Source organism: Acetobacterium bakii, from assembly GCF_001263355.1.
Taxonomy (GTDB): Bacteria; Bacillota; Clostridia; order Eubacteriales; family Eubacteriaceae; genus Acetobacterium; species Acetobacterium bakii.
Window position 1 is genome coordinate 1 of the sequence record NZ_LGYO01000028.1, and the last position, 26,467, is coordinate 26,467.

31 protein-coding genes and 1 pseudogene are annotated in these 26,467 nt (G+C 40.2%); 13 read left to right on the forward strand and 19 right to left on the reverse strand.

From position 1 onward, the window contains the following. Window positions 1–109: 109 nt before the first annotated feature. From AKG39_RS11630 to AKG39_RS11655, 6 genes are all read right to left on the reverse strand, one after another. Window positions 110–748, reverse strand: a complete 639-nt coding sequence (locus tag AKG39_RS11630) for a GyrI-like domain-containing protein (protein WP_050740575.1) — start codon at window positions 746–748, stop codon at window positions 110–112. A 310-nt stretch (window positions 749–1,058) separates the two neighbouring features. Next, window positions 1,059–1,598 (reverse strand): CDP-alcohol phosphatidyltransferase family protein, encoded by a 540-nt coding sequence (locus tag AKG39_RS11635; protein ID WP_050740576.1) that lies wholly within the window; start codon window positions 1,596–1,598, stop codon window positions 1,059–1,061. Further along, window positions 1,595–1,804: a hypothetical protein gene (locus tag AKG39_RS11640; protein WP_050740577.1), complete on the reverse strand. Its 210-nt coding sequence runs from the start codon at window positions 1,802–1,804 to the stop codon at window positions 1,595–1,597. Before AKG39_RS11640 ends, AKG39_RS11635 begins: the two co-directional genes overlap by 4 nt. Window positions 1,805–1,854: 50 nt before the next feature. Beyond that, entirely contained in the window at window positions 1,855–2,949 is a 1,095-nt protein-coding gene (glf, locus tag AKG39_RS11645; protein ID WP_050740578.1) for a UDP-galactopyranose mutase, read from the reverse strand. Between the two features lie 189 nt (window positions 2,950–3,138). Further along, complete coding sequence (locus AKG39_RS11650) at window positions 3,139–4,191, reverse strand: lysylphosphatidylglycerol synthase transmembrane domain-containing protein (RefSeq protein ID WP_050740579.1); 1,053 nt, start codon at window positions 4,189–4,191, stop codon at window positions 3,139–3,141. A 26-nt stretch (window positions 4,192–4,217) separates the two neighbouring features. Next, window positions 4,218–5,258, reverse strand: a complete 1,041-nt coding sequence (locus AKG39_RS11655; RefSeq protein ID WP_050740580.1) for a glycosyltransferase family A protein — start codon at window positions 5,256–5,258, stop codon at window positions 4,218–4,220. Between the two features lie 623 nt (window positions 5,259–5,881). Here AKG39_RS11655 and mutM point away from each other — a divergent pair. Next, window positions 5,882–6,694, forward strand: coding sequence for a DNA-formamidopyrimidine glycosylase (gene mutM, locus AKG39_RS11660; protein WP_050740581.1), 813 nt, complete (start codon window positions 5,882–5,884; stop codon window positions 6,692–6,694). 90 nt (window positions 6,695–6,784) lie between these two features. Here mutM and AKG39_RS20875 read toward each other — a convergent pair whose 3' ends face one another. Further along, window positions 6,785–7,456 (reverse strand): ABC-2 transporter permease, encoded by a 672-nt coding sequence (locus AKG39_RS20875; RefSeq protein ID WP_050740582.1) that lies wholly within the window; start codon window positions 7,454–7,456, stop codon window positions 6,785–6,787. Then, the gene (locus AKG39_RS11670) at window positions 7,450–8,316 is read right to left on the reverse strand and encodes an ABC transporter ATP-binding protein (RefSeq protein WP_050740583.1); all 867 of its coding nucleotides are present in this window, start codon (window positions 8,314–8,316) and stop codon (window positions 7,450–7,452) included. The genes AKG39_RS20875 and AKG39_RS11670 overlap by 7 nt, the downstream gene beginning before the upstream one ends. 570 nt (window positions 8,317–8,886) lie before the next feature. Between AKG39_RS11670 and AKG39_RS11675 the strand changes: the two genes are divergently transcribed. Beyond that, window positions 8,887–9,144, forward strand: coding sequence for a hypothetical protein (locus AKG39_RS11675; protein ID WP_242852601.1), 258 nt, complete (start codon window positions 8,887–8,889; stop codon window positions 9,142–9,144). Window positions 9,145–9,358: 214 nt separating this feature from the next. Here the strand turns inward: AKG39_RS11675 and AKG39_RS11680 are convergent, their stop codons facing one another. After that, a complete protein-coding gene (locus tag AKG39_RS11680; protein ID WP_050740585.1) occupies window positions 9,359–9,619 on the reverse strand; it encodes a zinc ribbon domain-containing protein in 261 nt (86 codons plus the stop codon). 223 nt (window positions 9,620–9,842) lie between these two features. On the opposite strand from AKG39_RS11680, the gene AKG39_RS11685 reads away from it, so the two are divergent. From AKG39_RS11685 to AKG39_RS11705, 5 genes are read left to right on the forward strand one after another with little or no spacing between them, the layout of a single operon-like run. Continuing rightward, entirely contained in the window at window positions 9,843–10,592 is a 750-nt protein-coding gene (locus AKG39_RS11685) for a lantibiotic protection ABC transporter ATP-binding protein (RefSeq protein WP_278277939.1), read from the forward strand. Beyond that, the gene (locus tag AKG39_RS11690) at window positions 10,592–11,353 is read left to right on the forward strand and encodes a lantibiotic immunity ABC transporter MutE/EpiE family permease subunit (protein WP_050740586.1); all 762 of its coding nucleotides are present in this window, start codon (window positions 10,592–10,594) and stop codon (window positions 11,351–11,353) included. Before AKG39_RS11685 ends, AKG39_RS11690 begins: the two co-directional genes overlap by 1 nt. Continuing rightward, window positions 11,350–12,072 carry a lantibiotic immunity ABC transporter MutG family permease subunit gene (locus AKG39_RS11695; protein WP_050740587.1) on the forward strand — a complete coding sequence of 241 codons (723 nt, stop codon included), beginning with the start codon at window positions 11,350–11,352 and terminating at the stop codon, window positions 12,070–12,072. Before AKG39_RS11690 ends, AKG39_RS11695 begins: the two co-directional genes overlap by 4 nt. Before the next feature lie 17 nt (window positions 12,073–12,089). Beyond that, complete coding sequence (locus tag AKG39_RS11700; protein WP_050740588.1) at window positions 12,090–12,764, forward strand: response regulator transcription factor; 675 nt, start codon at window positions 12,090–12,092, stop codon at window positions 12,762–12,764. Beyond that, window positions 12,740–14,071, forward strand: a complete 1,332-nt coding sequence (locus AKG39_RS11705) for a sensor histidine kinase (protein ID WP_050740589.1) — start codon at window positions 12,740–12,742, stop codon at window positions 14,069–14,071. The genes AKG39_RS11700 and AKG39_RS11705 overlap by 25 nt, the downstream gene beginning before the upstream one ends. 21 nt (window positions 14,072–14,092) lie before the next feature. On the opposite strand, the gene AKG39_RS11710 is transcribed toward AKG39_RS11705, so the two are convergent. From AKG39_RS11710 to AKG39_RS11715, 3 genes are all read right to left on the reverse strand, one after another. Beyond that, window positions 14,093–14,641 carry a ClbS/DfsB family four-helix bundle protein gene (locus AKG39_RS11710; protein ID WP_050740590.1) on the reverse strand — a complete coding sequence of 183 codons (549 nt, stop codon included), beginning with the start codon at window positions 14,639–14,641 and terminating at the stop codon, window positions 14,093–14,095. Between the two features lie 181 nt (window positions 14,642–14,822). Then, a complete protein-coding gene (locus AKG39_RS20710; protein ID WP_083439523.1) occupies window positions 14,823–14,936 on the reverse strand; it encodes a ketopantoate reductase C-terminal domain-containing protein in 114 nt (37 codons plus the stop codon). 51 nt (window positions 14,937–14,987) lie between these two features. Further along, window positions 14,988–15,575, reverse strand: coding sequence for a TetR-like C-terminal domain-containing protein (locus AKG39_RS11715; RefSeq protein ID WP_050740591.1), 588 nt, complete (start codon window positions 15,573–15,575; stop codon window positions 14,988–14,990). A 161-nt stretch (window positions 15,576–15,736) separates the two neighbouring features. On the opposite strand from AKG39_RS11715, the gene AKG39_RS11720 reads away from it, so the two are divergent. From AKG39_RS11720 to AKG39_RS11730, 4 genes are all read left to right on the forward strand, one after another. Continuing rightward, the gene (locus tag AKG39_RS11720; RefSeq protein ID WP_050740592.1) at window positions 15,737–16,906 is read left to right on the forward strand and encodes a uroporphyrinogen decarboxylase family protein; all 1,170 of its coding nucleotides are present in this window, start codon (window positions 15,737–15,739) and stop codon (window positions 16,904–16,906) included. A gap of 15 nt (window positions 16,907–16,921) precedes the next feature. Continuing rightward, on the forward strand, window positions 16,922–17,053 hold the full coding sequence (locus AKG39_RS20715; RefSeq protein ID WP_278277940.1) for a hypothetical protein: 132 nt from the start codon (window positions 16,922–16,924) through the stop codon (window positions 17,051–17,053). 129 nt (window positions 17,054–17,182) lie between these two features. Further along, window positions 17,183–17,812 (forward strand): cobalamin B12-binding domain-containing protein, encoded by a 630-nt coding sequence (locus AKG39_RS11725; protein ID WP_050740593.1) that lies wholly within the window; start codon window positions 17,183–17,185, stop codon window positions 17,810–17,812. Between the two features lie 7 nt (window positions 17,813–17,819). Further along, window positions 17,820–18,620 (forward strand): methyltetrahydrofolate cobalamin methyltransferase, encoded by an 801-nt coding sequence (locus AKG39_RS11730; RefSeq protein ID WP_050740594.1) that lies wholly within the window; start codon window positions 17,820–17,822, stop codon window positions 18,618–18,620. 171 nt (window positions 18,621–18,791) lie between these two features. On the opposite strand, the gene AKG39_RS11735 is transcribed toward AKG39_RS11730, so the two are convergent. The 7 genes from AKG39_RS11735 to AKG39_RS11760 form a co-directional block, all read right to left on the reverse strand. Then, on the reverse strand, window positions 18,792–19,106 hold the full coding sequence (locus AKG39_RS11735) for a ketopantoate reductase family protein (RefSeq protein WP_341408270.1): 315 nt from the start codon (window positions 19,104–19,106) through the stop codon (window positions 18,792–18,794). A 40-nt stretch (window positions 19,107–19,146) separates the two neighbouring features. Further along, on the reverse strand, window positions 19,147–19,500 hold the full coding sequence (locus AKG39_RS11740) for a DUF924 family protein (protein ID WP_201780277.1): 354 nt from the start codon (window positions 19,498–19,500) through the stop codon (window positions 19,147–19,149). A 211-nt stretch (window positions 19,501–19,711) separates the two neighbouring features. After that, window positions 19,712–20,569, reverse strand: coding sequence for an AraC family transcriptional regulator (locus AKG39_RS11745; RefSeq protein ID WP_050740597.1), 858 nt, complete (start codon window positions 20,567–20,569; stop codon window positions 19,712–19,714). A gap of 208 nt (window positions 20,570–20,777) precedes the next feature. Next, window positions 20,778–20,918 carry a hypothetical protein gene (locus AKG39_RS20320; RefSeq protein ID WP_160316178.1) on the reverse strand — a complete coding sequence of 47 codons (141 nt, stop codon included), beginning with the start codon at window positions 20,916–20,918 and terminating at the stop codon, window positions 20,778–20,780. Between the two features lie 113 nt (window positions 20,919–21,031). Further along, the gene (locus AKG39_RS11750) at window positions 21,032–23,920 is read right to left on the reverse strand and encodes an FtsX-like permease family protein (protein WP_050740598.1); all 2,889 of its coding nucleotides are present in this window, start codon (window positions 23,918–23,920) and stop codon (window positions 21,032–21,034) included. Between the two features lie 8 nt (window positions 23,921–23,928). After that, window positions 23,929–24,627, reverse strand: a complete 699-nt coding sequence (locus tag AKG39_RS11755; RefSeq protein WP_050740599.1) for an ABC transporter ATP-binding protein — start codon at window positions 24,625–24,627, stop codon at window positions 23,929–23,931. Window positions 24,628–24,803: 176 nt separating this feature from the next. Further along, window positions 24,804–25,424: a TetR/AcrR family transcriptional regulator gene (locus AKG39_RS11760; RefSeq protein WP_050740600.1), complete on the reverse strand. Its 621-nt coding sequence runs from the start codon at window positions 25,422–25,424 to the stop codon at window positions 24,804–24,806. A 220-nt stretch (window positions 25,425–25,644) separates the two neighbouring features. Here AKG39_RS11760 and AKG39_RS11765 point away from each other — a divergent pair, with 220 nt between their 5' ends. Together AKG39_RS11765 and AKG39_RS11770 are read left to right on the forward strand one after the other, a co-directional pair. Next, window positions 25,645–26,151: an ATP-binding cassette domain-containing protein gene (locus AKG39_RS11765; protein WP_242852603.1), complete on the forward strand. Its 507-nt coding sequence runs from the start codon at window positions 25,645–25,647 to the stop codon at window positions 26,149–26,151. Then, window positions 26,100–26,467 (forward strand): annotated as a pseudogene (locus tag AKG39_RS11770) (GyrI-like domain-containing protein); the annotation flags it as partial. The gene AKG39_RS11765 and the pseudogene AKG39_RS11770, both read left to right, overlap by 52 nt.

The window sequence follows — 26,467 nt, forward strand, 5'->3', positions numbered from 1 at the left end:
TGGAATAAAATCATCGCCATTGGGCCGAACTAGGAAACCCCAAAGAACACATGCAGCGGTTCTTTGGGGTTCTATTTTGATTTATCCATCGGCACAACAAGTGTTAACCTTAACGCTTTTCCCTAACCCGATACCGCAGGACGGTCTTCAGTTTGGCCAATTCTGCTTGGGTTGGAATGTCTCTGGCGGCTTTGATGTAGATTTCACGGTGCTCCAGCGTGACAATTTCAAGCGCATTTTCGTCGATAAAGGCTTTCATCTTCTCAAAGCTTTCCGATTCGGTGTCGTAGGGGCCATTATGAAGAACCTGGACGCTGAGTCCGTCCTCCAGCTCACCAAAGGTTACCTCATCCAGTAGTATATGAGGTTTTTTCTTTCGGGTGATTTGAAAGGCTTTGTCCACTACTTCGGGAGTGACAAACTCCGGCTGGCGGATCATAATGATATAAAGCAATTCGTTTTTATCCAGATGATCCTGGTTCTTCCCTTCTTCAGTCAAATCCCAAAGGCCTTCCAGGGGGTAGACTGTGTATTCTTCATACCCTTCCGGGGTAAATCCATTCTTGGGCATCATCCGGATGGCGTAGGCCAAAGCGTATAAAACCCCGATCCTTTCCGAAAAATCAGGGCTGTTCGGATTTCCACACCCTTTAATCATGAGAAATTTCTGTCGGGGAACTGTCACAAGCTCCGGTTTTGTCTTAGGTAAATAAAGTGATTTTTCATGTTTACGCCATTCATGTTTCAAATTGGTTACCTCCTTGTAAATTTTTTATATTATATCACCATCTGGATGTTTCCGTCTCAACCAATCTCGAAATGTTCTTTAAAATAATGGTGATGGCTTGTTTAACCTGAGCGCTTTTATGACAATTGGCAGCTCCTGGAGTATGCAATCAACTAATATCTCTATTACACAATTCTTTGATAAATATCCGCCAAGCTAGCTCATGTTTGTCCGAATCCCAAAACAATGTACCATTAAAATCAAAAATTAAACCAATTTTGTTTATGTCTGAATTCAATGTGGCTCATCTCCTTCAATTATTAGATTTTTTTCATCCGCGGATTGAAAAAATGCTGGTTCTGTTTAGATCTAAGGTTTTTGAGGTGAGGATGATAAGGAACTCTTCAATGGTTGCCAGAAAAGCTAAAATTCCCGTTATGATGAGTAGATTATTGCCCCACAAAGTATAGACTAATGGGCAGAAAAAGAAAAATAGACCCGTTATTTTATTAGCCATCGTATGAATAAATGCAATCTTTCTAAATTTGATTTTTGAAAACACAGCATTTCCAATTCGCAGGATGAAAACAATAATAATTCCGGCAAATATCAGCATCGTAATCTGATTTTGCTTCATCACCGTAATGATGATCATACCGCTCATGAACAAGTCTGCAATGCTGTCCAGCTTTGCCCCAAGCAAGGTTTCACTGCCGATTCTCCGAGCTATATAGCCATCCAACAGATCCGTTAAGCCGCATATCAGGTATACCAAGATAAAAAGAACACTGCGAAAGTCAATAAACAACAAACCGAGAGATAAAAAAATCCGGCATGAAGTTATTATGTTGGGTATGTACATTTTTTTCATACGTTATATCCTTGGCTCCGCACGTTACGTATTTGTTTTGCGGCTTGCAGCACCGTAATCGCACGCACATCAATTTCAACCGGACTTATCATCCAACACCAGTCCCGTCCAAAAAAAACGTTGGGGTCAAAGAGTTTGGAAAGCTCTGTGCAGGTGGCTGTTTTGCCCGCGACCATCGTGTCATCTACTAATATCAGTCGTTTCATTTGCACTCTTTCTGTTTCATATTATGTATGGGTGAGAATGAGAAAGGTCCTCAATCTACCGATAGCTTTTCAAAAAATCGCATCGCTTGGTCAACCACAACATCCATATTATAATAGCGATACTCCGCGAGCCGACCGGCAAAAATAACGTTTTTTTCGGCATCGGCTTTTTCTTTGTACAGCAAATAAAGTTCTTGCCATTCCTTTGTCGGAAATGGATAAAAAGGGTCATCTCCATCACAAGGAAATTCTTTCATGATTGTGGTTTTACGGCTTTGCTGTCCAGTTATTTTTTTGTATTCGGTAATTCGAGTGTAATCATAGTCATTAGGATAATTGACGACCGCGGCATTTTGAAACGATTCACAATCATGATCTTCCATCTCAAAACGGACGCTTCGATATTTCAGTTTACCGAATTGATTATCATAATAATAATCGATTGGACCAGTATAGATCATCTTATCATAGACAATCGCGTCGTTCACTTCTTTATAATCCGTATTCAGCATTACTTTTATGTTCGGACGGTCGATCATTTGCTCACACATTTTAGAATAACCCGCTTTGGGAATCCCCTGATAGCGATCGGTAAAATAACGGGTATCGCGGTTGTAACGGAAAGGTATTCGGGATATGACCGCCGGGTCCAATTCACTTGGCGGCACGCCCCATTGTTTCGTGGTATAGTTCATAAAGAATTTTTCATAGATATCCCTACCCGCATTGTTTAAGGCCACATCCTCGCTACTTTTAATCGGCGCCACTCTTTCCTTTTGGCTTTCAATAAAATCCACCATCTCAAACTGCGAAAGGTTGGTGTTATAGAGCTGATTAATAGTTTCCAGCGTAATGGGCATGGGAATAAACTGTCCGTCCACAAAGCTTAAGACCCGATGCTGATAATCGTACCATTCGGTGAATTGACTTAGGTAATCCCAAATCTTCTGATTATTGGTATGAAAGATATGAGGACCATAGTTGTGAATCAGGATATGGTTTGCGTTGTAGCTGTCATAAGCGTTGCCGCCGATATGATGGCGTTTTTCAATGATCAGGATTTTGTTATTTTCATTTTGTGCCAGCAGATTGGCAAAGGTCAGTCCTGTCAAACCTGCTCCAACAATGAGATAGTTCACTTTCATTTAATTTTCCTCGTATCATATTTGCAAGGAAATAACGGATGACATGAAACGACAGCCTTGCAATCTAGCGTCTGCTTTTATTTTACATTTTCGCGAATGATGATTCTGGTTAATAAATGGTTGTGCGATTAAACATAATTTTGCTTCGGATCGTTCGTTTTACTTCGTTCTTGAACGATCGATTTTTGATCAGTTGCTCTTAACTCTTTTTATTGATATTTCATTTTTCTTATAGAGTAATGGCTTGGCAATGACAACAACCAAACTAATAATCACCAGGAAGTAGAAGTCCAACCCCCGGGTTACTAAAAGTGATGGCGTTAACAATGCGCTTGTAAAAACACCTTGGAAGACGACGTAGTACATCAATTCGGTAATGCCTTGAGCTCCGGGTAATGGCATCATTTCGACCGCCACGTAAATTGCCGCCTGAAGTAATACAATGGTGACCATTGAAGTTCCACTCATAGAAAATCCCCGGTATACAAAATAAGTAAGAACATACAAACAGTTTCGTTGCAGAAACGTTAAGATGAAGACAACCAGAACTTTCTTTTTGTTCAGCATTAAAAAATCGACGGCGCTACGGTAACCTTCAATAAAGTTGTCGATTTTTTGCTGACGTTCCAGCGAAAATTTAAGGATATGGATTCGAGTCAGAAATCCATCAATCGATTGCGCAATTTTGCGAACAATTCCTGGAATGAACATGGCGGCAAGCAAAACGGCTACGGATATAATATTAAGTGCCAGGCCCAGATAAAATAAATACATATAGTTCTTGAGATAGTAAACCAACGGCCCATGCCAAAAGACCAAAAGCGCAATGCCGATAAGAGCGAGTACCAGCTTGCTAAACAGTGCCAATATCATTAATATCACGGAACTTTTCGATAAAGAATTCCCATCTTTCCGCATATAATAAAGCTGCATTGGCTGTCCACCCATAGCGGTCGGCGTGATTGCAGAATAAAAATAACCGATAAACGAATAAGCCGCACATCGTAGCATACTGTTCGGCTCACCAAGACTACGCATTAAATACCAAATGATAACCGCCTCAAGGACAACAAAAAGCAGCGCCACCAACATGGCCAGGAACAAGTAACCACTTTTCATACTGGAAATGGCAAGCAGGATCGCCTCAATGTCATTGCCCTGTAGCAGCGCATAAATCGTCAACCCCATGACGATCAGGAAAAAGAACGGATAAAACAGGTTTTTATTCACTTTTATAGTCATTCACCAGCCTTTCAATGCGTATAACTTCAATTAAATTTATAAAGTTTTTGGGCAACGCGATAGCCGGAAATTGTTAGTTTCCGGCCAATGGAACCGGGCATGTTGGTCAACCCACTCATGGATGTGTATTTCAGTTTTAGATAAAGACCTTTATCTAGTGTTTTGAGCTCGCTCCATAATTTGTTTTTTTGAAGCATGGATTCCTCGGAATTAATCATTAACAACAAAATATTTGTGATGGACATGATGATTGAAAGATATCGATACATATATGCCGCAAGTTTTGGTTCTTTCTTTTTGACAGCCTGTAAATTCACACAGGCCAGCATTTGTTCAGTTACCCGGATTTGCTGATCAATTCGATTGAGCATGATGTCTTCATTTACAGATTGGTCATCACGGCCAATGAAATAATGATAAAGATCAATATTCATATAGTATAGGTACTTGACATAGGGTAATGGTTGATAGGCGAAAATATTGTCAACATAGAACGTATGCTCTGGAAGTTTTACGCCGCTTTCCCTCAAAACTGATGTTCGAAAGATTTGAGAATGCATGAGCAAGTATTGGGACGGCTTAAAAAAGCCAATATCCTGCCATGTACATATTTTTTCTTCATCCAACGCATTCTTGTAAGAAATATCATGGCGTGTTTCCTCATGCAAATGGTCATAAACGTAATTGCATATGAACAAATCCGGAATAACAAGCGCGTTATCTTTTTGTTTCAACAGACAAAAATTGCTCACTCTAAACAGCAATTGATCCAACGCCTGCCGATCCAGCCAATCATCGGAATCCACAACTTTGAAATAAATCCCGGTTGCCTGTTCCAATCCAACATTTACACCAGAACCATGGCCGCCATTTTCTTTATTGATGACCCGGATGATGTCGGGATACTTGACGCGATAATCCTCGGCAATTTCACAGGTTTTGTCGATCGAACCATCATTGACAATGATGATTTCCACATCATTCCCGGCCAGTAAAAGTGAATCAATGCAGCGTTTCATATAATCTTCTGAATTATAACAAGGGACAACGAAGGTGATATATTTCATTTCGTCCCCCTTTCAAATCGGCTACCGTGGGGCAACGCGCTTGAAGCGGCTAATGATTTTCGACATTCCCACCTTTGCGGCACTGATACATTTAAACAGCCGATGATAGTTATCATCGGCTGTTTTCGTGAAAGCACCAAAACAAATCCCGTCTCGTCTACTAAAAAATCCATATGTTTCAGCCCTCACGTTCTTCGGCACGCATATAATAAGCTATGATGCTTTCTTGTATCGATAATGTTTTTTTCATCCTGGCCTCCAATTTTTGTCAGTGCATTAATTACACCGGAATTGTTATGCTTTTTAGTGCGTGATCATTTCTACTTCATTATTAATTCAATGCATCATAATTGTAACATCACAAACGCTTGATTGTCCTTAAATGAACCATTGAGTTGGCAATATTTTCGTATCTTGAAGGTACTTCTCCATCATGACTTCGTGCATGGTTTGCAACAGGGAATTCTGACCTTGGTAGATACTTACATTGCAGGAATAATCGAAGCAAATGTAGCGATAATAATGGCCGCTATTCTTTTTCCATTTGCAGTGATGAGTTCAGTTGGTGTATACTCATGGTGGATCCCGCAAAAATAGTATCTATATAAAGCAGGTGAAAAGTTATGCCAGAACTACCGGAAGTCGAAACCGTTCGCAGAACGTTAAAAAACTTTATTATTGGAAAAGAAATTAAGGAAATCCGGGTTCATTACGATAAGATCGTCGTCGGGGATACAAATAATTTTGTGGCGACGTTAACCGGACAAACCATTCGCGATATCGATCGGGTGGGGAAATATTTAATCTTTATTTTAGACAGTGATGCGTTTATTTCGCATTTACGGATGGAAGGCAAGTATAATATTATCGAGACTTCAAAACCGCTAAACAAACATGAACATCTTAGCTTTGTCTTTAGTGATGGCACCGAATTACGCTATCAGGACACCCGTAAATTTGGTCGTTTAGAACTCGTTAACAAAGAAACCTATCGTCATGATTTACCACTTTGCAAACTTGGACCAGAACCCTGGGACGCCGATCCCAAAGAAATCTACGCAAAAATACATAAGAGCAATCTGCCAATTAAAGCATTGTTACTCGATCAAACTATTATGAGTGGCATCGGAAATATCTACGCCAATGAAATCTGCTTTTCGATGAAAATGCATCCGTTAACACCGGGAAAACGTGTCAGTAAAAAGCGCGTAGCCGAATTAATCGCAGTATCAAAAAGAATATTGGAACAGGCCATTGCCCAGGGCGGAACGACGATTCACTCTTTTGACGCCAATGGAATTACCGGCTTTTTTCAAGTACAGTTACAGGTACATATGCAAAAAGTCTGTCCTGTCTGCAATGGGCCAATAACTAAGGAAATGGTTCGTGGCAGAGGTACGTATTATTGTAAAGTTTGTCAGAAAAAGAGAGGATGAGATTATTTTCGGGGAAAACAATTGATATAAAGAGACAGTTCTTTCGTATCATAAAAGAACTGTCTCTTTATCTTTGAAATGTCCATATGCTTAAAATTCCTTGCTCTTTACAATTCTCATCGATACTAGCATTGCCATAATTATCAGGACTAGCGAGAACATCGCATAAACAATCAACAACAAAAATATAATACTAGCACTTTTCATTATTAGGGGTAATGCATTCATTGATCCTTGTGAAACGAGAAGTGATAGTGATAAGAAAAAAATAATATAAACTACATTGAACAATAATTTTAATTTTTTTACTCCAAACTTATTCCTTAGCGTGAAAATAATTGCACAATAAATATTTATGCTACCGAAACAAAATAAAAACTTATTTAAAGACATACTATCAAAGAAAGAAGTATTGACGGTATTACGAGTAGCATATGTCATTATAATTTGAAAGATAAATAATACAATAATCCCAAGACACCCCACCAAATAGGACGATAGAAATCGGGAAAATACCATTGTTTCTCTTTTTGTTGGAAGTGATACTATGTAACGATTAAATTTGTATATATCATCTAAACTGAATGCAACAGATAAAGCATTGTCGCAAAATGTAATAAATACTAAAATCATCACTAACAATAGCCCATTTTCATATGGCCAAAAATTGTAAATAACCATATAAATTAATGCTGTAAATATTAATGAAGCCATATTTTTCCTTTGATAAACGTGTAAGTCTCGCCAAATTAGTTTCAACATTGAGATTTTCCTTTCTTAATCAATAAAAAGAATTCTTCAATTGAAAAAGGTATTATTTCAACTGGATTAAGCAGGCTACAACTATTTGGTTTTTCAACATCAACGAGACCAATAAAACGATCACCTTTAAGAATATGTTTAAAAAGGTCATCTTTTATACGGTCTAAAGCTATTAAATCACCAGAAATTATTTTATATTTATTTTTTATACTATCTATGGATTGAGAAATTAAAATCTTACCATCATCGATTAATGTTATGCCATCACATATTTTTTCTATATCAGAAAAAATATGTGATGAAAAAAGAATTCCCGCTTCATGTTTTTCTTCAAAAATTGATTGCATATCGTCCAGAACATTATCTCTAACTATGGGATCTAGTCCTGTTGTTGGTTCATCCATGATGATTAACCTGGCATTGTGACTCAAAGCAATTGAAATTTTCAACTTAGCAATCATACCCGTTGATAAATCTGATATCTTTTTTTTGGGATCAAGATTGTACCGTTTTAGATAATAATGAAACTTCTTCTCATCCCATTGACGATAAAATGAAGAAATAAAATTTGCAAACTGCCGAATCGTTAAATCCTCATATATGTAGGCGTTTGATAAAACAAAACCAATCTTCTGTTTTATTTCTATCTCATTTTTATCATACTCCATACCGAACATCTCAATAGAACCAGCATCTTTTTTTATAATATTAAGCAATAGATTAATGGTAGTACTTTTTCCTGCACCATTTTCTCCAATAAACCCCATTACTGTTCCAGGTTCTATCTCAAAAGTGACCTTGTCTAATAAAAAATCCCCTAATCTTTTCGTTAAACCACTAACACTTAATATCTTATTCATGTATTCTCCCTAATATCAAACTTAAATCTCTTATTTTGCATTAATTTCATATTGCATTAGAAAAATTATTTGGTTATCCTTTTCAAATATAAAAGAAAAAGAGCTTTTGTCACCATCAAAGAATAAACAAATACAATAAAAAATTGTATTTGCTAAATCTTGAGTTGACAAAAGCTCTTAAATTGTTGAAGAACATATTGTTATAGTATAAAAACAGGTCTCCGACTTATGTATATTAACAATTACGGCTACAACATTAGCATAGGATTTTCACCTATTTTACCTCAGAAAGTAATTTTCTGCATCAAATGATTTTATATACTTTTATTAAATTATCGAGAGTAGTGATTCTATTACCTTCATGTTGTTTTAATTTAATCATAATCCAGCATCCTGGTCAAGATTTTTTTAATTTACAACTCAACTTTTCCAGTTTCCTTTACATTTTCCCCTCCACCCCTTATACTCAATATATGTCCATTTTACTGGCATTTAAAAAATGTCATCTGAATGTAATAGCACATTAATGAATGAGAGGTAAAAAACATGATCCGAATTTGGTTAAAACTCATGAAAAACAATAAATTTACGGAAGAAAAAGTTGTCGAAATTGATAACAAATCCTTGGCTATATATGATAAAATTCAAGCCGCTTTAGAGATCTTCTGCCATGACTTTGATTTGGAAAAACCGATGTGGTTTGACCGAAACACAAAAGAACTTAATCAGATTTCTAAAACATTTTTTCGTGAAGACCAGTTTATCGATTCCATCTGGTTTGATTATTTAGAAATCGAAATTTTAGACGATAGTAAAACGAAAGCATAAATATGCCGGATAAGCCAAAAGGTTATGACCCGGGGCGTTTCTAGTAGTAATAAAATCACCTTGCCAAATGATTCAACTTTTATTTTCTATATAATCGATGCCGTAAAAAACATACAATCCCAAAATGCCAGTAAATGCCGTTGCTGCAAGTATGCTTAACCTTTCCGTGACTCCAAAGTATTCAGGTGGCATTAACCCCGTTCCGATTGCTCCATTAACATACTTTCTGTTTCTGAAAATATTCCTGCCATGCTGGCAATTTACTCATCATATTTTCTACCGCCTTTTCAGCAATGCCTTTTTCTAACCCTTGAGTTTTGATCGTAAAATTAATCAAACCCTGTTTTTTGTCGTCAAATGATTGCATCGACCCATCAGGTCTTGCGCAATAAACACAATAGTCCTTTTTTGTCTCTCCCATTGCGAAATCGCTTTCTTTCTTCATTGGCATTCCACATGCAATACAGGTTTTCATCCTTTTACCTCCTTATAAATAATTAAGTATAGTCAACTACCTATTGATTAAACATAATCAGCAATCCCGACCTGTTTTGGTCCGATGCGATCGTGTAACGATTGGTGTGGCGCCAACCGAGCTGCTGGCCGGGATGAATTTTCGAGAAAATACCCGCTTCCTTATAAAATCCTTAAAAATGGCTGTTACCATAACAGTAACCAATACAAGGAGGGACAAGCTTATGGAACGGACACTATCCAAACCGGAATGTGAAATGGCGGAAGTTATGACGTGCGAGTACATCATAGAAACCAATCATGTTTCTAAAAAATTCAAAAAGGCCGATGCGATAAAAGACTTATCGATGGCGGTAAGAAAAAATTCTGTCTATGGTTTGTTAGGACCTAATGGTGCTGGCAAATCAACATTATTAAAGATGCTTACCGGTATTATCCGACCAACTTCAGGCGAAATATCATTCAATAATCACCCATGGACTCGAAAAGATTTATTGAATATTGGTTCGTTGATCGAATCACCGCCACTGTATGAAAATTTAACGGCATTTGAAAATTTAAAAGTACGAGCGACGCTGATGGGGATTTCATCAAAAAGATGTGATGACGTTTTACGACAAATGGACTTAATGGATACTAAAAATAAAAAGACCACCGATTTTTCATTGGGAATGAAACAGCGATTGGGTATCGCATTAGCGCTGCTGAACAACCCCAAATTATTAGTCCTGGACGAACCGACAAACGGGTTAGACCCTTTTGGTATTGAAGAATTAAGGAAAATGATTAAAACATTTGCGGCGTCTGGGATTTCTGTCATTATATCAAGTCATGTTTTAAGCGAAATACAACAAGTTGCCGATGACATCGGGATCCTCTATAATGGATCGCTCCTGTATCAAGATAAAATTGATGCAACTGAGAACCTGGAACAATTGTTTATGGATATCATCCGAAAGGAGCGTGCATCCTGATGTTACCAGCCTATTTTACCGCAGAAAACTTGAAATTTAAACGCTCCCTATTTAGAAAACTGATGATATTTATTCCGGCAACTTTAATTTTATTATCGCTGGTATTTATCTTTGTCGGTATTGGGTTAGGTGGTTTTTCAAGCGCTATGATTTGCAATTGGTGTATGCCGATTGCGTCTTTATCGATTGTGTTTTTAAGTCATTTAGTGAATAATAAGGATCAAAAGCACAACTACCGAACGCTTTATAGTTTGCCCATCGACTTGCAGAAAACCTTTATTGCTAAAACCATTTTGATCGCACTTAATCTTTTGATCATATCATTATTACTATCACTGATCACGGTTATCTCTGAAAGCCTCGTGTCAGGTGTTTCATCAGCAATTGGTCATAGCGGATATTATCTTTTAGGATATGGCTTATTGTGGCTCTCCTTATTATGGCAGATCCCTTTCTGTTTGTTTTTGGATCAAAAAGTCGGATTTGTTGGTTCAGTGATTATAAATTTGTTCGCCAGTGCGTTCGGCGGTTTGTTTTTTTCCTTGACGCCTTTGTTTTGGTTCTTCCCATATAGCTGGCCGGCACGATTTATGGTGACATTATTTGGCATTTTACCAAATGGATTATTGGTCGACGCCGGTTCAAGATTGATTTTAAATTTAGGTGAAAGTGCGTTACTGGTATTGATAAGCTTAGTTGCATCGTTCGTTCTTACCCTTTTATTTTCACGCTGGTACAGCAAGCAGGTGTATCGCCAATGACGATTATCAGGGAGTTTTTTTCCAATTTTACCAAGATCAAACGAACACCAATTGTTTTATTGCATCTGCTACCGCCGATCGTGGTTACAACATTATTCCTGGTTTATTACGCTACTGGCGGATACCATCTTATTTCTGATGTGCGGTTGTTCTTCGTCATCTTACAAATATGTTATCCGATTTTTGTCAGTATTGTTGTACCCGTTTTTATTAACTTAGATCGGAATAACGAAAATGCGCTGGGTTTAGTGGCGTCGCGAAGTAGCGTATACCTAGGGAAATTGTTCTTTCTACTATTTCTTTTCGCCATAAATATGATACTATATGAACTGTGCTTCTATGTTGGCGTTAATTTTTTTCTGGCTATTGGCACCGCACCCGTTGGATCATATTTTGTCCTGTTTTATCTGTTTTTATTGAGCAACTTATTTTTATATTTATTACACATACCGATTGCTTTTCGGTTTGGTTCAAGTATTTCTGTTTTGTTTGGGATATCGGGCACCATTTTAGCCGGATACTTTGAAAATGCGATTGGTGATAAAATTTGGCCGATCATTCCCTGGGAATGGGGTGTTCGGTTTTTGGAAAATTATTTTGACTTTTCAAGTACACCTGTTTTTCCGGGAGTTATTTCTCTGATTATGATTACTTCGATTGTTCTGGTTTTGTCACTATTATGGTTTAGTCGATGGGAAGGTAACGTTATCGAAGAGTAAAACAAGGAGGTGAGATGATGTCGAAAGTGTTAGTGGTCGATGATGACCTTGATATGCTATCCCTAGTGCGCGCTGCCCTGGAAAAGGACGGCCACCTGATCGACACCGAAGCGGATGCCACCGCCGTGCAGCCTGCCCGGTGCCAGCAGTACGATCTGCTACTGCTCGATGTGATGATGCCCGGCGAGGACGGCTTTTCCCTGTGCCGCCGGATCCGTGCCGAGGTGGACTGCCCCATCCTGTTTCTAACCGCCAAGGCGGAAGACGCAGCCCTTGTCCAGGGCTTTGGTTTGGGCGCCGATGATTACATTAAAAAGCCATTTAGTCTTGCGGAGCTGCGCGCACGAGTAAACGCCCATCTGCGGCGGGAAGTTCGTCAACCGACCCACACCCTGAGCCGAGGCGGTGTGCGCTTTGATATGCAGGCAAAAGCGGCCATCGCGGGTGAACACACGCTGCCCTTTACCAGGGGCGAATACGCGATCTGTGAACATCTGGCCCTGCATGCTGGCCAAGTATTTACCAAAGAACAATTATATGAAGCGGTTTTCGGCTTTGAGGCCGAGGGCGACCCGTCGGCCGTTGCGGAACACATCAAAAATATCCGTGCCAAGCTGAAAGCCGACGCCATCAGCCCCATCGAAACCGTTTGGGGGGTGGGCTACAAATGGCGAAAAAACAGCGTTCTGTAAGCCTTTCCTTTGTGCTTTTGCGCTTTGCCATCGTTATGCTTGGCAGTATGCTGTTATGCTGCCTGATATGGTATTGCTACTTTGGGTGGCTTCAAAGCACCGGCGTTATTTACCAGGGATACGTCTCCAACCAACAGGTGGAGCAACTGCTAGCTGGTGAGCCAAAAACGTTTGTTTCTCCGGGTGACGATTTTCTGGCCGAGTACGCTTTGTTTGGTCGGAATGGCGACGTGTTAGAAAGTAACGTAGCGGGTAATAAGCTGGAAGTCCTGGCCGGGTTTTTACCGGAGGACAGCGACAATATCGATGTTTCGCGGTATACCTACGCGAATGGCAACACCGTAATCTTTCACTGGTATTACCGGGCAGAGTTTGCCAATCCGATGCTGCGCGACATCCTGCCCCCCTTTGAATACCTGTGGCTGACCACACTTGGTGGGGCCTGTGTGCTTTGTCTGCTGTTTAACACCCTGTGGCTCCGGCGGCGTCTCGCCACCAAGCTAAAGCTGTTTGGTGAGGTGAGCGAGAAGGTCGGCGCACAGGAGCTCGATTTCGCAATTCCCCACGCGGGCATCCGGGAGTATGACCAGGCGCTCGGTGCGATGGAACATATGAAGGAGGCATTGTACCGCTCCCTGTCCTCCCAATGGGCGGCACAGCAAGAGCGCGAGGCGGAAATAGCCGCACTCACCCATGATTTAAAAACCCCACTCACCCTGGTGGGAGGCAACGCCGAACTTCTCATGGATGAAGAACTGTCTGAGCGCAGCCGCAGAATGGTGGAGACAATTGTGACAAGCAACGACCGCGCCAAGCAGTATGTTGCCAGTCTGCTGGAAACCGCCGCCGGTGCGGATGAGGCATTTGAAAACACCAACCTGCCCGCCCTGTTTGACGAGCTTTGTCAGCGCACAATGGCCATTGCCGAAGCCAAGAAGATTTGCCTGCACACCCATAACGGCCTGGACGGTGCTGCGCGGATTCAGCAAGACCATTTACTTCGTGCCCTCGGTAATGTCGTACAAAATGCCATCGAGCATACCCCGGCAGGTAAAAACGTGTATTTGGAAGGCCACATGGTCGATGGCGGCTGGCAAGTCACGGTGTGTGATGAAGGCCTCGGCTTTAGCAAGGCGGCGTTGCACCATGCAACAGAGCGCCTATGGCGTGGTGACATAGCGCGCGGTGCCGATGGACACAATGGCCTTGGCCTCTGGTTTGCCGCACGTGTCGCAAAAACACACACCGGACAACTAGAACTGCAAAACTGCGCTTCTGGTGGGGTGGTTACAATCACGTTTGGCTAAGAGGTATCAAAAACTCGCTGTTTAGTTTTTAATCCCCTTACAATTTTTAATATGTGCTTTGATTTTTTTCATCGCCCAATCATAATGACTTGCCGTCGCACTTGCAAAATATGAACCTAAGGTGCTTCCGCCAACCCATTTATAGGTTCCTTTTGTAAACAGTTCTTCATTTGTAAAGGTATCCGCTAACTTTAGAACATCCTGATGTGATTTTTCAAACATTTCTTTGGATTGATCAAGTGAAGTATTCTGATGCTTTTCAAAAAAAGCCACATTCATCACTCCATATGTTTTCCAGTTATACGGGGCCGGCAAAAAAGATCTATCTTCGCCTTTCATATTTGCGACCACCCAATTCAAAACAAGCTGATGCCATTCATATAGATGCACCAGAACATCGCGAAGATTCTTATCTCTTCCCCAATGGGCTTCTTTTTTTCGGTCATCATCCGAAAAATCAAATACTATCGATAATTCTTTTTCGGTCATTGAATCAATCAGTTGATTCAGCTTTTGATAATTACTATCGGCATCTGCCATCAAGCTGGGCTTAGTTGTTGGTCTGACCATCTTCATTTCTCCCTGCATTTTTAATCAATTATAACATCTTAAATATGACAGCATAACGTCATATTTAAATAATATTTCTTAACGAACTTAAACAGGTTTCTCGTTTTCGGCATGTTTAATAATGATCCGGATTTAAACAGTGGTGAGGATGAATTAAGCCTCTGAAAAATACACCGCACCATTAAACATAGCTCTTTTCAATAGCCATGATGTTGTCATAGAGCATGGCATTCACCGGGGTCTTGATCCCATGCGTTTGCCCAAGTGCCACCACCGTACCCACAATACCAGGCACATTCTCGGCACCAGATCCTTCTGTTTTCCCTTCATGCCCATTACTATCCCTTTATGATGGGATTTCAGGTATAATAAATGAATTCATTGAATTAAATCTCAGCAGAAAATCAGTGAATTCTTCAACCGATAAATCATCATTTTTAAGCCAATAATATAATGTTTCGACTATCCCACTTATGAGATATCTAATAACATATTCTTCATAGACACCGTAGGAAGCATTGATCCTTTTTAGTGTCAAGATTATTTGACTATATATTGTTTTTTTATAATTATAAATAAAATTCAAATTACTATGCGGGTTGAGTAAAGGTATCAGATACTCTTTATTTTCTTTAAAATAATCAAGTATCTCCCATCTTTCATGCGTAAACATGTTCATATTCTGACTTTCAAAAGTTGGAATGATGTAATTTATGTTTTTACTCTGCTCAGTAATTTCATCCAATAAGTTTTGTTCAACTTCACAAAGCACTTCATCTAAATTTTGATAATACAAATAAAATGTAGTTCGATGCATATTAGCATTGCCGCAAACTTCTTTTACAGTTATGTTAAGGAAGTTTTTTTTATTTAGAATTTGCATTAATGATTTTTGGATATTTATTTTAGTTTGTTCTGATTTTTTTGTGCCCATTGTAAATCTACCTTTCTCTACAAATTTCGACACTATGTAGAATATCAACACGATGCATAGTTTTGTAGTTTTTTTTTATTATACGATATTATATACTAAATTTTAACATAACCATTTTGTTTGTACAAAATGTTTAATTTATATTTTTAGGGAGGTTTTTTATGAGTGACAAATCACAAATTTATCAACACCGGCTTGAGCGTTTAACAAATGCTGTTGAACTAAAGCATGGAGACAGAGTACCTATCCATTCACTAATCGACAATTGGGCGTTGTTTAATTATCCTACAACATTAAAAGACGCCAGAACCAATCTGGATTTAGAGTATGCGGCATATTCTAAAGCAACAACTGAAGCATACTTTGACACAATATCATTTCCGGGAATTACAATGCCGTTAAATTTCATGAATTCTTTAGGCGGAGGCATTTATTCCGATGAAATGGAAACGATTCAAATTGAAACAGGTCTTTCAGAAATAATGCTTCCAGAAGAGTATCCAAAGCTTATTGCCAATCCAAGAAGTTTTTTTGTGAATGAAATCCTGCCAAGAAAACATAAGATTTTTCAAAGCGGAACGATGGAAGAAAAGTATCAAAAACTAGCCCACAGTCTTTCCTTTCTGTTTAAATATTTTCATGATCGAGGGGTTTTGGTGGATCGTTTCAAAACAGAACAAGGACTCCCGGTAATTGAGGCGATTGCCCCATTTGCGGCAGGCGATTTATTGCTTGATTCGTTACGGGACTTCTCCGGCTCCATTAATGATATAAAGCGCAAACCAAAAGAATTTGCAGAAGCATGCATGGCAATTACCGAGCAGTTTACTATTCCTACAACGTTTGCGGCGCTCGTCCAGCCAACAAACGATAAATACTTACATATGTTTTTACATTTACCGCCATTTATCAGAGCAAAAGACTTCGAAAAGGTATATTGGCCGTCATTTAAAAAATATATTGAAACATTTGCGCAAAAGGGTTACAAGTTTGCAATTCTATTTGAAAAGAATTGGAGCCACTTATATGATTATCTCCAGGAACTACCAGCGGGTTGTATTCTGGGATTCTTTGAAGAGGATGATCTAAAAGTCGTTAAAGCAAAACTAAGCAAAAACATGTGTATTGCCGGCGGAATCAGTACCAATGATCTAACGTACAAATCACCTCAGGAGTGTATTGATGTTGCCAAGAAAATAATTGATGAAGTAGCTCCAGGCGGTGGATTTGTTTTTTCCACTGATAAGGTGTTGCTGGGTAAAAATGATGCTAACAAAGAATGCCTGATTGCGGTCAACGAATTTGTTCACGAATATGGCGTATACAAATAACAGGAGGATATTAAAATGTCAGAGAATATGACTGAAATGGAACTAATTATTGAACGGATGAAAAACGAGATTTTGACGTTTATCCCCAATGAACAAGGAAAAGAAGCTATGGCTAAAATGGTGATTTTTTTAATGATCATCGCATAAAAAAATTATAAAAATAATTCTGGTATTAGAAAGGAAAGCGCTAAAACGTATTCGGTATACAGTTAAATTTTTTAAACGAAACTGTTTCAGATCCTTATTTAGAGTGTCACGAAAGGAATTAATATATTGATGTTAGATTTAAAACGAATAACAGAACTGGTTGGCGAATTGGAAGAAGAACAACTATTAGAAGTGCTTGCCGACTTTACTAAAGCATCACCCTCTGCAGACGAAGCAGCTACCGTAGTACAGGCGTGTCAGGAAGGCATGACCATTATTGGAGACAGATTTTCAGAAGGTGAATACTTTATCGGTGATTTAGTTTTCGGCGGCGAGTTGTTGACTAACACCATTAAGGTATTAAAACCATTTTTGGGCGAATCAGATTCAACCATCAGTGGAAAAATATTACTTGGTACGGTGGCGGGAGATTTACACGACATTGGTAAAAATATTTTTCGTGGAATGGCCGAAGCCGCCGGTTTTGAGGTTGTGGATATCGGAATCGATGCGCCAATCCAAGCCTTTGTCGACATGGCCAAAGAAGTGGAGCCGCAGATTATTGGCATGAGTGGCGTACTGACCTTAGCACTTGATGCAATGAAAGATACCACCAAAGCTTTAAAAGCTGCTGGAATCGATTCCAAAATTATCATCGGCGGAAATCCTGTTACTCAGGAAGCATGCGAGGATATTGGCGCTGATGCCTTCACAACCAACGCTGCACAAGGCGTGAAAATTTGTCAGGGATGGGTGTAAAGTCATTATGATTATTATTGGTGAAAAGATTAATGGCACAATTCCCGTTGTCAAAAAAGCCATTGCAGAACGTGATGCTGATTTTATCGCAAAGCGGGCAAAGGATCAGGTTGACGCAGGTGCCGATTTTATTGATGTGTGCGCCAGCACGGCCCCAGATGTTGAAATAGAAACGCTCAGATGGCTAATGGAGATCGTGCAGAACACCGTTGATATCCCTTTGTGTATTGACAGTCCCGATCCAAGAGTTATTGAAGCAGTGCTCCCTTTTGCAAAAAAGGAAGGCATCATCAACTCTGTTTCTAAAGAAGGAAATAAATGTGAGCTATTACTTCCGCTCATAAAAAATACGAAATGGGAAATGGTAGCCTTAACCTGTGACGATAATGGTATTCCCAACAATTTAGAAAAAAAGATAACGATTACAAAAAGCATCGTGGAAGAGGCTGATGAATATGGCATTACCCCTGACCGAATCCACATAGACCCCTGCGTAATGGCTTTGTCCTCCGATGGTAATGCAATGATCAATTTTACTGCCGAAATAAAATCGATCAAGGCAATATATCCAACAATAAAAATGACCGGCGCAATCAGTAACATTTCCTTTGGCATGCCGGTAAGAGCATTACTAAATAAAACATGTATAGCTTTTGCCATTGAAGCTGGGCTGGACTCTGCAGTAATGGATCCTATGAATCGTGAAATGATGGAAAGTATTTATGCCTCCTCTGCATTACTGGGCAAAGATCGGCATTGTCGTAGGTATAATACCGCATTTCGCAAAGGCGTAATTGGCAAAAAATAACTGCTTAATGGGTGGTCACTATCCTTTTAAATTTACAACAATGGCGACCTGTCTAGATATCAAAACCAGACCATCGCTTTTCGGCCAAATCCATAAAATCATTTGAGCTGGCATTATCCTTTAAATGCCAGCTCTTTTTTCATTCAGCTTTACCTTTTTACCGCTTACGAGCTAATATCCCCTATAGCTCTTTTCAATAGCCATGATGTTGTCATAGAGCATGGCATTTACCGGGGTCTTGATCCCATGCTTTTGCCCAAGTGCCACCACCGTTCCGGAGAAAAGTGCCACCTCACTGGGGCGTTTGGCTTCGATATCCTGCCGCATGAAAGGCTTTCCGGCATCGCTCAGGGCATCCCCGATCTTTTGGGCAATCTGGGCTCCGAAAAGAATACCCATGGCACCCAAGCCAATGATTGCTACTTTTTTTATTTCCTTACTTACCTCATTCTTCAGCCGGATCGGCCCATGTCGCTTTAACCTGATCTGTACTTAAATCTCAAGAATCAACCAGTTTACCAACTGTTTAAAAGCTGCTGCCCGGTTGTTTCAAAAATTCTATTTCAGCCAGAGTGGATTCTCGCTTCATGATCTCATTACGATGGGGAAAATGTCCAAACTGATCAATGATCTGCTTGTGCTTTATTTCATATTCCAGGGTTGCCGGGTCGCCCAGCGCTTCAAAAAGCGACAGGGCGACCTGATGGATGTCCGCTGCTTCTGAATGCATAAACGGCATGAGTATAAACCGCTGCCAAACCTGAGGCAATCGGTTGAAATCAGGATGGCGAATGGCTTCCTGAGACAGCACCAGGGCCATTCCATCCTGAGCAAAAGCACGTGTTGCAAAAACACACGCAGGACAACTAGAACTGCGCAACTGCGATTCTGGTGGGGTGGTTACAATCAAGTTTGGCTAAGTTGCCAGGGATTATTCTAAATATTTGAACGTGATCTCGGATTTGAGCAGTGAGTGGGATGTGTTAAACCGCTGAAAAATACAGCCTCTGGGCATGACGTGGAGGCATTCACTTTGTCATGCAAAAAAAAAGAAGACCCTGCTCACCTCACGATAGCAGGGTCTTGATTCGTTATTTTCTTTTTACCGGAATCCATATCTCCGCATAATAATTTTCATCCTGTGTTCCCTTGGGATATTTATCGGGGGCATCATACATTTCCACGCAGTAACCTGCGGCAAATTCATACTCCTTTAATGCGGGAAGCCATTCCGAAAATATTTTCTCATTCACATTTTGAAGCGACATTGGCATTGCTCCTTGGCAGGGAAAAACCGCCCAGGTAAACGCCGGAATTGTTTTGGTTATAAAACCTTCGGGAATATCCATCACCGGATTATAAACATCGGCGATCAAATACTCAAATTTTTTATTTCCCATTTCCTCGTCAATGTTAATTCCAAACATTCCGCAAACAGTCTGGCCTTTCCCCGACACATAATGCTCCTGCCAGAAAGCGGGAATTTCCTGTTTGGCATTCTCGTAAGAAAATTCTTTTGCTGAACCAATAATGGTAAAACTGTCCTTTTTCGTAATTCTGTAATCCATAAGATAACCACCTTTCAACGCTATTGTTAATTTCAGCGGTGCAAAGGACTTAAGCATTGTTCCTTCTTTTCGCACCTGAGAAGGTGTGATGCCGTGAAAACGAGTAAAAGCTTTGGTAAAACTATCGGGTGAATCATATCCGTACATCATTGCAACATCAATGATTTTATCATCACTATTCGTTAATTCTACTCCGGCCAGAGCCAACCTGCGATTGCGGATATATTCCATAATCGTGTAGCCACATAACATGCTAAATCCCTTTTGAAAATAGAAGGTCGATATGCAAACATGTTTCGCAACATCATCCACCGTAATATCATCAGTCATATGACGTTCTATATAATCAACCGCTTCACCAATGGCTTTCATCCATTCCATGCCAATCACCTCCTGCTGTAATGACAGTATATCCTTTTGCAGCTATCGCTTCCCGACAATGCCTGCTTTGTTTTGTCTGGTTTTACATTGATACGTATGATGCGGGGACGATTCGTTCGTCATACACATCCCTTTAATGCCTGCTCTACCGCCATCTTAACAGCTCCAGCACCTGCCTCAATTGGGCAGATCTTTCACCGGTTTCCGATCATACAAATGCCGGATTTACCTCTTTCTTTGGCATCAACCAAACAATACTCCAGCAGCGATTTTCCATATATCTCGTAATAATGACCAGCCCTCTTCGTGTTGGCAAATTAAAATGCAACGCTTTACGATAAAAACTCATCTTTGGCCTCCTCGTTTTTCTTTTATTCTACCACTTTTTAAATTTAATTTCATCAATTGTGATTAAAGAAACATGAGAACGGTTTGGGATCAATAAAAAAGTCCTTTCCCCTGCTACTCTCGTTCTTTTAAAATTTCAACCAGGGAAATTTTTTTCAAGTGCCTGCCAACCATATAATTAACAATGGTGTATGCACTTAAAATAATCGCGGCCATGATCAGATAGGATTGGGGTACCATGATGGCATTCATCCCGACTGAAACATTGGACACCATATAGGGGTAAATCTTATTAATAATCATTTTGCTGACCGGAATGGCAATAAGGGTCGAGAGCGCAACGGTATAGAAGGTGGTGCCCAGGTATAGCTTTTTTATTTCCCGTTCATTATAGCCAAACACCTTGATTAAGGAAATGCTGAAGGTTGATTTATCAATCATCATTTTTACTAATAAATACATAACAATCACAAAGAGCAGTATCGATGCTCCCAGAATGGTAATAACCAACCCATACATCATGGTAAACATTTGTCTGGCCGCAGCTACCATTTTATCAACCGTTATGACCGTGGCAATTCTTCCCGCTTCAATATCCAGTTCATGATCAGACATTAGGGTATTATAGTAGTCGTCTTCCTGTCCAAACAGCTCGCGCATGTCTTTAATGTCCATGAAAATATAGAGACCGCTTGCAAAACTCACCACTTCTTTAACCGTAAAGTTATAGTTTCGATCTTCAAGATTATCAGCCAGCGTAATCTCATCTCCCACCTTATAACCGAACTTGTTGGCGACTGAATCAGAAATGATCACATCATTTTTTTCTCCATCCAGTGAGAAATCAAAATAGGGGTTTTCATCATCAATCCCCTGAACCGTCACATCCATTTCGCCCCCGGTTAAATAAAGGTCTGCGGTCAACGACTCGGTATAAGCTTTTGTCGCATCACTAGGGGCAGTTTCCATGGGATATTTTAGCAAGTAAAGATAATTATACTCGACATTGGATGCCACATTATTGACATAAGCACTAATACTCCCATAAATACTAAATCCAAAAACCATGAGTAGGATGGCAATAGAAAGTCCCCAAAACATGGTGATATTTCCCCGGATTTCGCGCAGCAACTGGCGTACCCGATAGCGATTAATAAAGCCCATCTCCTTTAAATCGATGTTTGCCAGCTTATGCTGTTTCTTTTCCCGTCTGAGCAGTTTGAGTGGCGCCAGGGATAATTTGCTGTTGATAACAAAATAATTGACAATTAAAGCGATCAGTACTGGTATTAAAACGCCATAAATCAAAAGATATGGTGGAAATACCATGGCATAGGCGGGGTAAGAATAATAGGCAACATTTTCTTTAATATTTTCGCCAATCAGCAGAAACCCCATGCCGGTCCCCAGCATGGCCGATGCTGCGACAATCAGCATCGGCAGGATCATAAAATGTCTGAGCAATTCTTTTTTTACATAGCCCATTGAATACAGCGCCCCGATAACGGCACTTTCCTTATCGATGGTATGAATCACAAATACCGAAATCATATACGCAATTAACGTGATAATAATAACCCCCGCAATTAAAGCTGAGTTTTTATTAATGGCGGCATCGCTTTTACAGCTTGTAATCCGTTGATTATCATCTGCTTCTAAAAAGGTGATCAGATTAATGTATTGATAATCCATATTTTCATTGATAAAATTGGTGACCTGATTTTTAAATTCTCCCATTCCACTGTTTAACTCGGCAGAGCCATTACTCATGGAACTAACCCCATTTGCCAGAACCACACTGCCTTGATACAGATCATCTGCCCCTGCTGACAACTCCGCCGACCCGGAATAGGCAGATTCGACACCATTGGTATAGGCTGTGAGCCCATCTTTAAACGTTTTGTAACTATCCAGCTGCGCTTTCATGGTATTCAGCGTTATCACAGCATTCGCATCTGAGCCCTCACTTGCTTTGATTAAGCTATCAATCACGGACCTGTAATTATCGCCGGTAATGGTGACTGTCATCCCTATATTTTCAAATTCACTGTTTACCTGCGCAATCATCCCCTGAAAAACGTCGTCGGCCGCTTTATTTAAAGTGGCATTGGAATTTGTCAATTCTTCTAAACCTGAGCTTAATTGATCGGTTCCATTTGCCAGACTGCCTGCTCCATCTGCTAATTCATTGCTTCCTTGTTTAAGTGAGCTTGTTCCATTTGCCAGTTTTTGCGTTCCGTCTGCCAAATCAATAACACCACCGGATAAATCATTTTTTCCTTTTTCAAGCGTATTGATGATTTCTTGCATATATTTATTGCTAACTTTTGTTTTATCGAAATCCAAATCTACCAATTTTTCTCTAAGCTCTGAAGCAGTCAGGTTCCCATCCAACTGATAGCTGTAATTATATTCGACATTGATATCTTCTGCTAACAGTTGCTTAAATTCTGCTTCAGAGACAAATCCGATACTGAATTGTTTTAAATCCGCCAACACGTCCGAAACATTTTGGACAACATTGGAATAATCCGGCACTGTTCCTATCCCGGTCACCCGATAGTTCTTCTGATTGACGATCAGGGACTGTCCAACACTTATCCCATGATTTTCGGCATAGTGTTTCTCCAGGACGATTTCTCCGGTTTGATCGGCCAGCCGTCCCTCCTCCAGCTCAATGGTATTGATATTATTGCGATTTTCAAAAACCCGCAGGATGGATTTTTCTGTCCCCGGTAAATCAATATAGAAGGCTTCTTCGGTTTTAGCTCCCATTTTTTCAAGTTCCTGCTTCTGATTTTCGGTTAGAGGAACATAAACCGAAAATTCTCCGTCTTCCAGTTGATTCTTTTCATTATTTGTATCAATGGTATAATTGACTATATCGGTGGAACCAGCCATGCTCACAACCAACCCCAGCGAAAAGATGATCAAAAATGCCAATGCTCCATATCGTACCCAGTTCTCTTTGAGCTCCCGGATGATTCGCTTATTTAAAATCATTGGAAAACCTACCATTCCAGTTGACTGGCCGGTTTTAATACCTTATTGGCGTAGTCTTCGCTGATTTGACCGTCTTTGATTTTTATAACCCGATGAACCATCTCTTTAATCGCCGTATTATGGGTGACAATGAGCATGGTGGTGCCATATCTTTTGTTGATTTTCTCGATGAGCATCAGAATCTCCCGGGAGGCCTGATAATCCAGCGCTCCGGTCGGTTCGTCACACAATAGTAGCTCGGGATTCTTTATCAGTGCTCTGGCAATGGCACACCGCTGTTGCTGGCCACCAGATAATTGGGAGGGGAATTTTTTCTGATGCTCGGTTAACCCCAGTACTTCCAGCAGTTCATTAATATCCAACGGTGTTTTTGTCAGATATTCGCAAACCTGGATATTTTCTTTGACCGTAAGATTTGGAACAAGATTATAAAACTGAAAAATAAAACCCAGCAAATTTCGTCGGTATAGCGATAATTCATTTGAATTGAGCTTGGTGATTTCAATGTCACTTATTTTTATACTGCCACTATCGATGGTATCCAACCCCCCGATAGTATTAAGCAGCGTCGATTTTCCCGATCCGCTTGGCCCCACTATCACACAAATTTGACCCTTTTCAATTCCCGTGGAAACACCTTTGAGCACTTGAACGTAGCTTCCGCCTTCACCATAACTTTTTTTTATATCATTCACTTCAATAAACATTTTTGCTCCTTTCATGCCTTGAATATCAATCGCTTATTCTGAAACTTATTTTTGTAAATTTGTTAAAACGATCTGATGCTTGCACAGCATAACAGTGTTATGCTTAATTTAAAAATAAAATTGAATTCCAGCTTCGAATTCAATCGTATTTTTCTTTATTAACCCATTTCAACTTATTACTTTTTTAGTATCTCCAGCCAGCCTCCGGTTAGGTATTTGGCAATGACCTCTGCTTGCATCAAGGCTTCTTCCAAAGTTAATCCATGTATCAGCAATTGAGCAAAGGAGGACGTCTCCAGATGAGCCAACCAATGCATGGTGTAGGGATTAATCTCATTTTCTTTGCCATTTTCAGAAGCTATATGATCCAGAAAGCGAAGCGTATTTTCTTCCATTAAGTCGACCAGCTCATCGTAGAAATTCTCATATGCTGATCCGTTAGCTTTGCTAAGGAGTAAAATAAATGCATCTTTATTGGCATACATATAAGTTACAAACTCTCGTCCCTGTTGTATCCCATCATCAATTAATTCCTGCGGAGTTGTTTTTGTTTCAACATAAATAGCTTGTTCTTTTTCGGTATGATGGACAATGGACATTTTTATTTCATCAGCAACTTTTTTAACTAACTCTGCAAACAGGTCATTCTTATCTTTAAAAAAGAAATACAAAGCGCCAGTTGTAACCCCGGCTTTTTTGCAAATCTTTCGCATTGAAGCTTTTTCATAGCCAAGTTCAAGAAACTCCTGCTTTGCAACTTCTAATAATCGTGACCGTGTTTCTGTTTCATTCCCCATTTTGCACCTGTTGTTTTTATATATTTTAGATAACAGTGTTATGTTAACCCATTATGCAGTCAATGTCAATAACTTGCTTTTATCCAAAAAGGCGCAGGAATGGTTCGGGTCAACATCGGTTTGCATCATACTTCTGAAAAAACTAAAAACTCGCCCTTGACTCTCCCCGTAGAGGAGGATTTATACTTTAAACTGCAGCAAGAAATGATTGGAGGAAGCAATGGAAAACTGTATCGAAGTGAAAAACTTAAACAAGTGTTATGGCAACCGAGTGGCGATGAACAATTTAAATATCACCGTTAGAAAAGGCGAGGTGTTTGGTCTCCGGGGGCCCAACGGTGCCGGTAAATCAACCACCATCGACTGTATCCTGGGACTGAAATCATTTGAAAACGGATCGGTTCGGGTCCTGGGCATGGATCCGACCAAAGAAAGAAAGCGACTTTTTGAGCGGGTCGGGGTACAGCTTCAGTCTTCCAGCTATCAGGGCAATATCCGGGTGGGTGAAGTCTGTGAGGAAATCGCCGCCCTTTACCGTTTGCCCGCTGATTACCGTGACTTATTATCGCAGTTTAAGCTGGATCAGTATCTCAAGCAGCAGGTAGCAAAACTCTCCGGCGGCGAAAAGCAAAAGCTGTCGGTGCTGCTGGCGCTGATACCCTGCGGCTCGCCCAGGTGGAATCCTATCTGGCCAAAAATGACGGGGAAGCCGGAGAATACCATGTGATCCTCAAGGAACTTTCCCAGGTGATTGTGGCATCGATGCGGACCATCGTCCCAAGCTATGACGCCCTGTTTCATATTGTCCCTCCCATGGGGGCCGAAATGGAGCGGCTGGGCTGTGTCTGTGCGGTTCCGGAATACTGTTTTAATATCTATCATGACGGCGAATACCGGGAAACTGATGTGGACGTGGAGGTCTGCGAGGCGGTCACCGAAAAAAAAGCGGACTCGGAAATGCTGACATTCAAGGTTATCGACCGGGTGGCGAATGCCGCCTGCGTGCTTCACAAAGGCCCCTTTGAGGGCTTCCCCAACGCCTA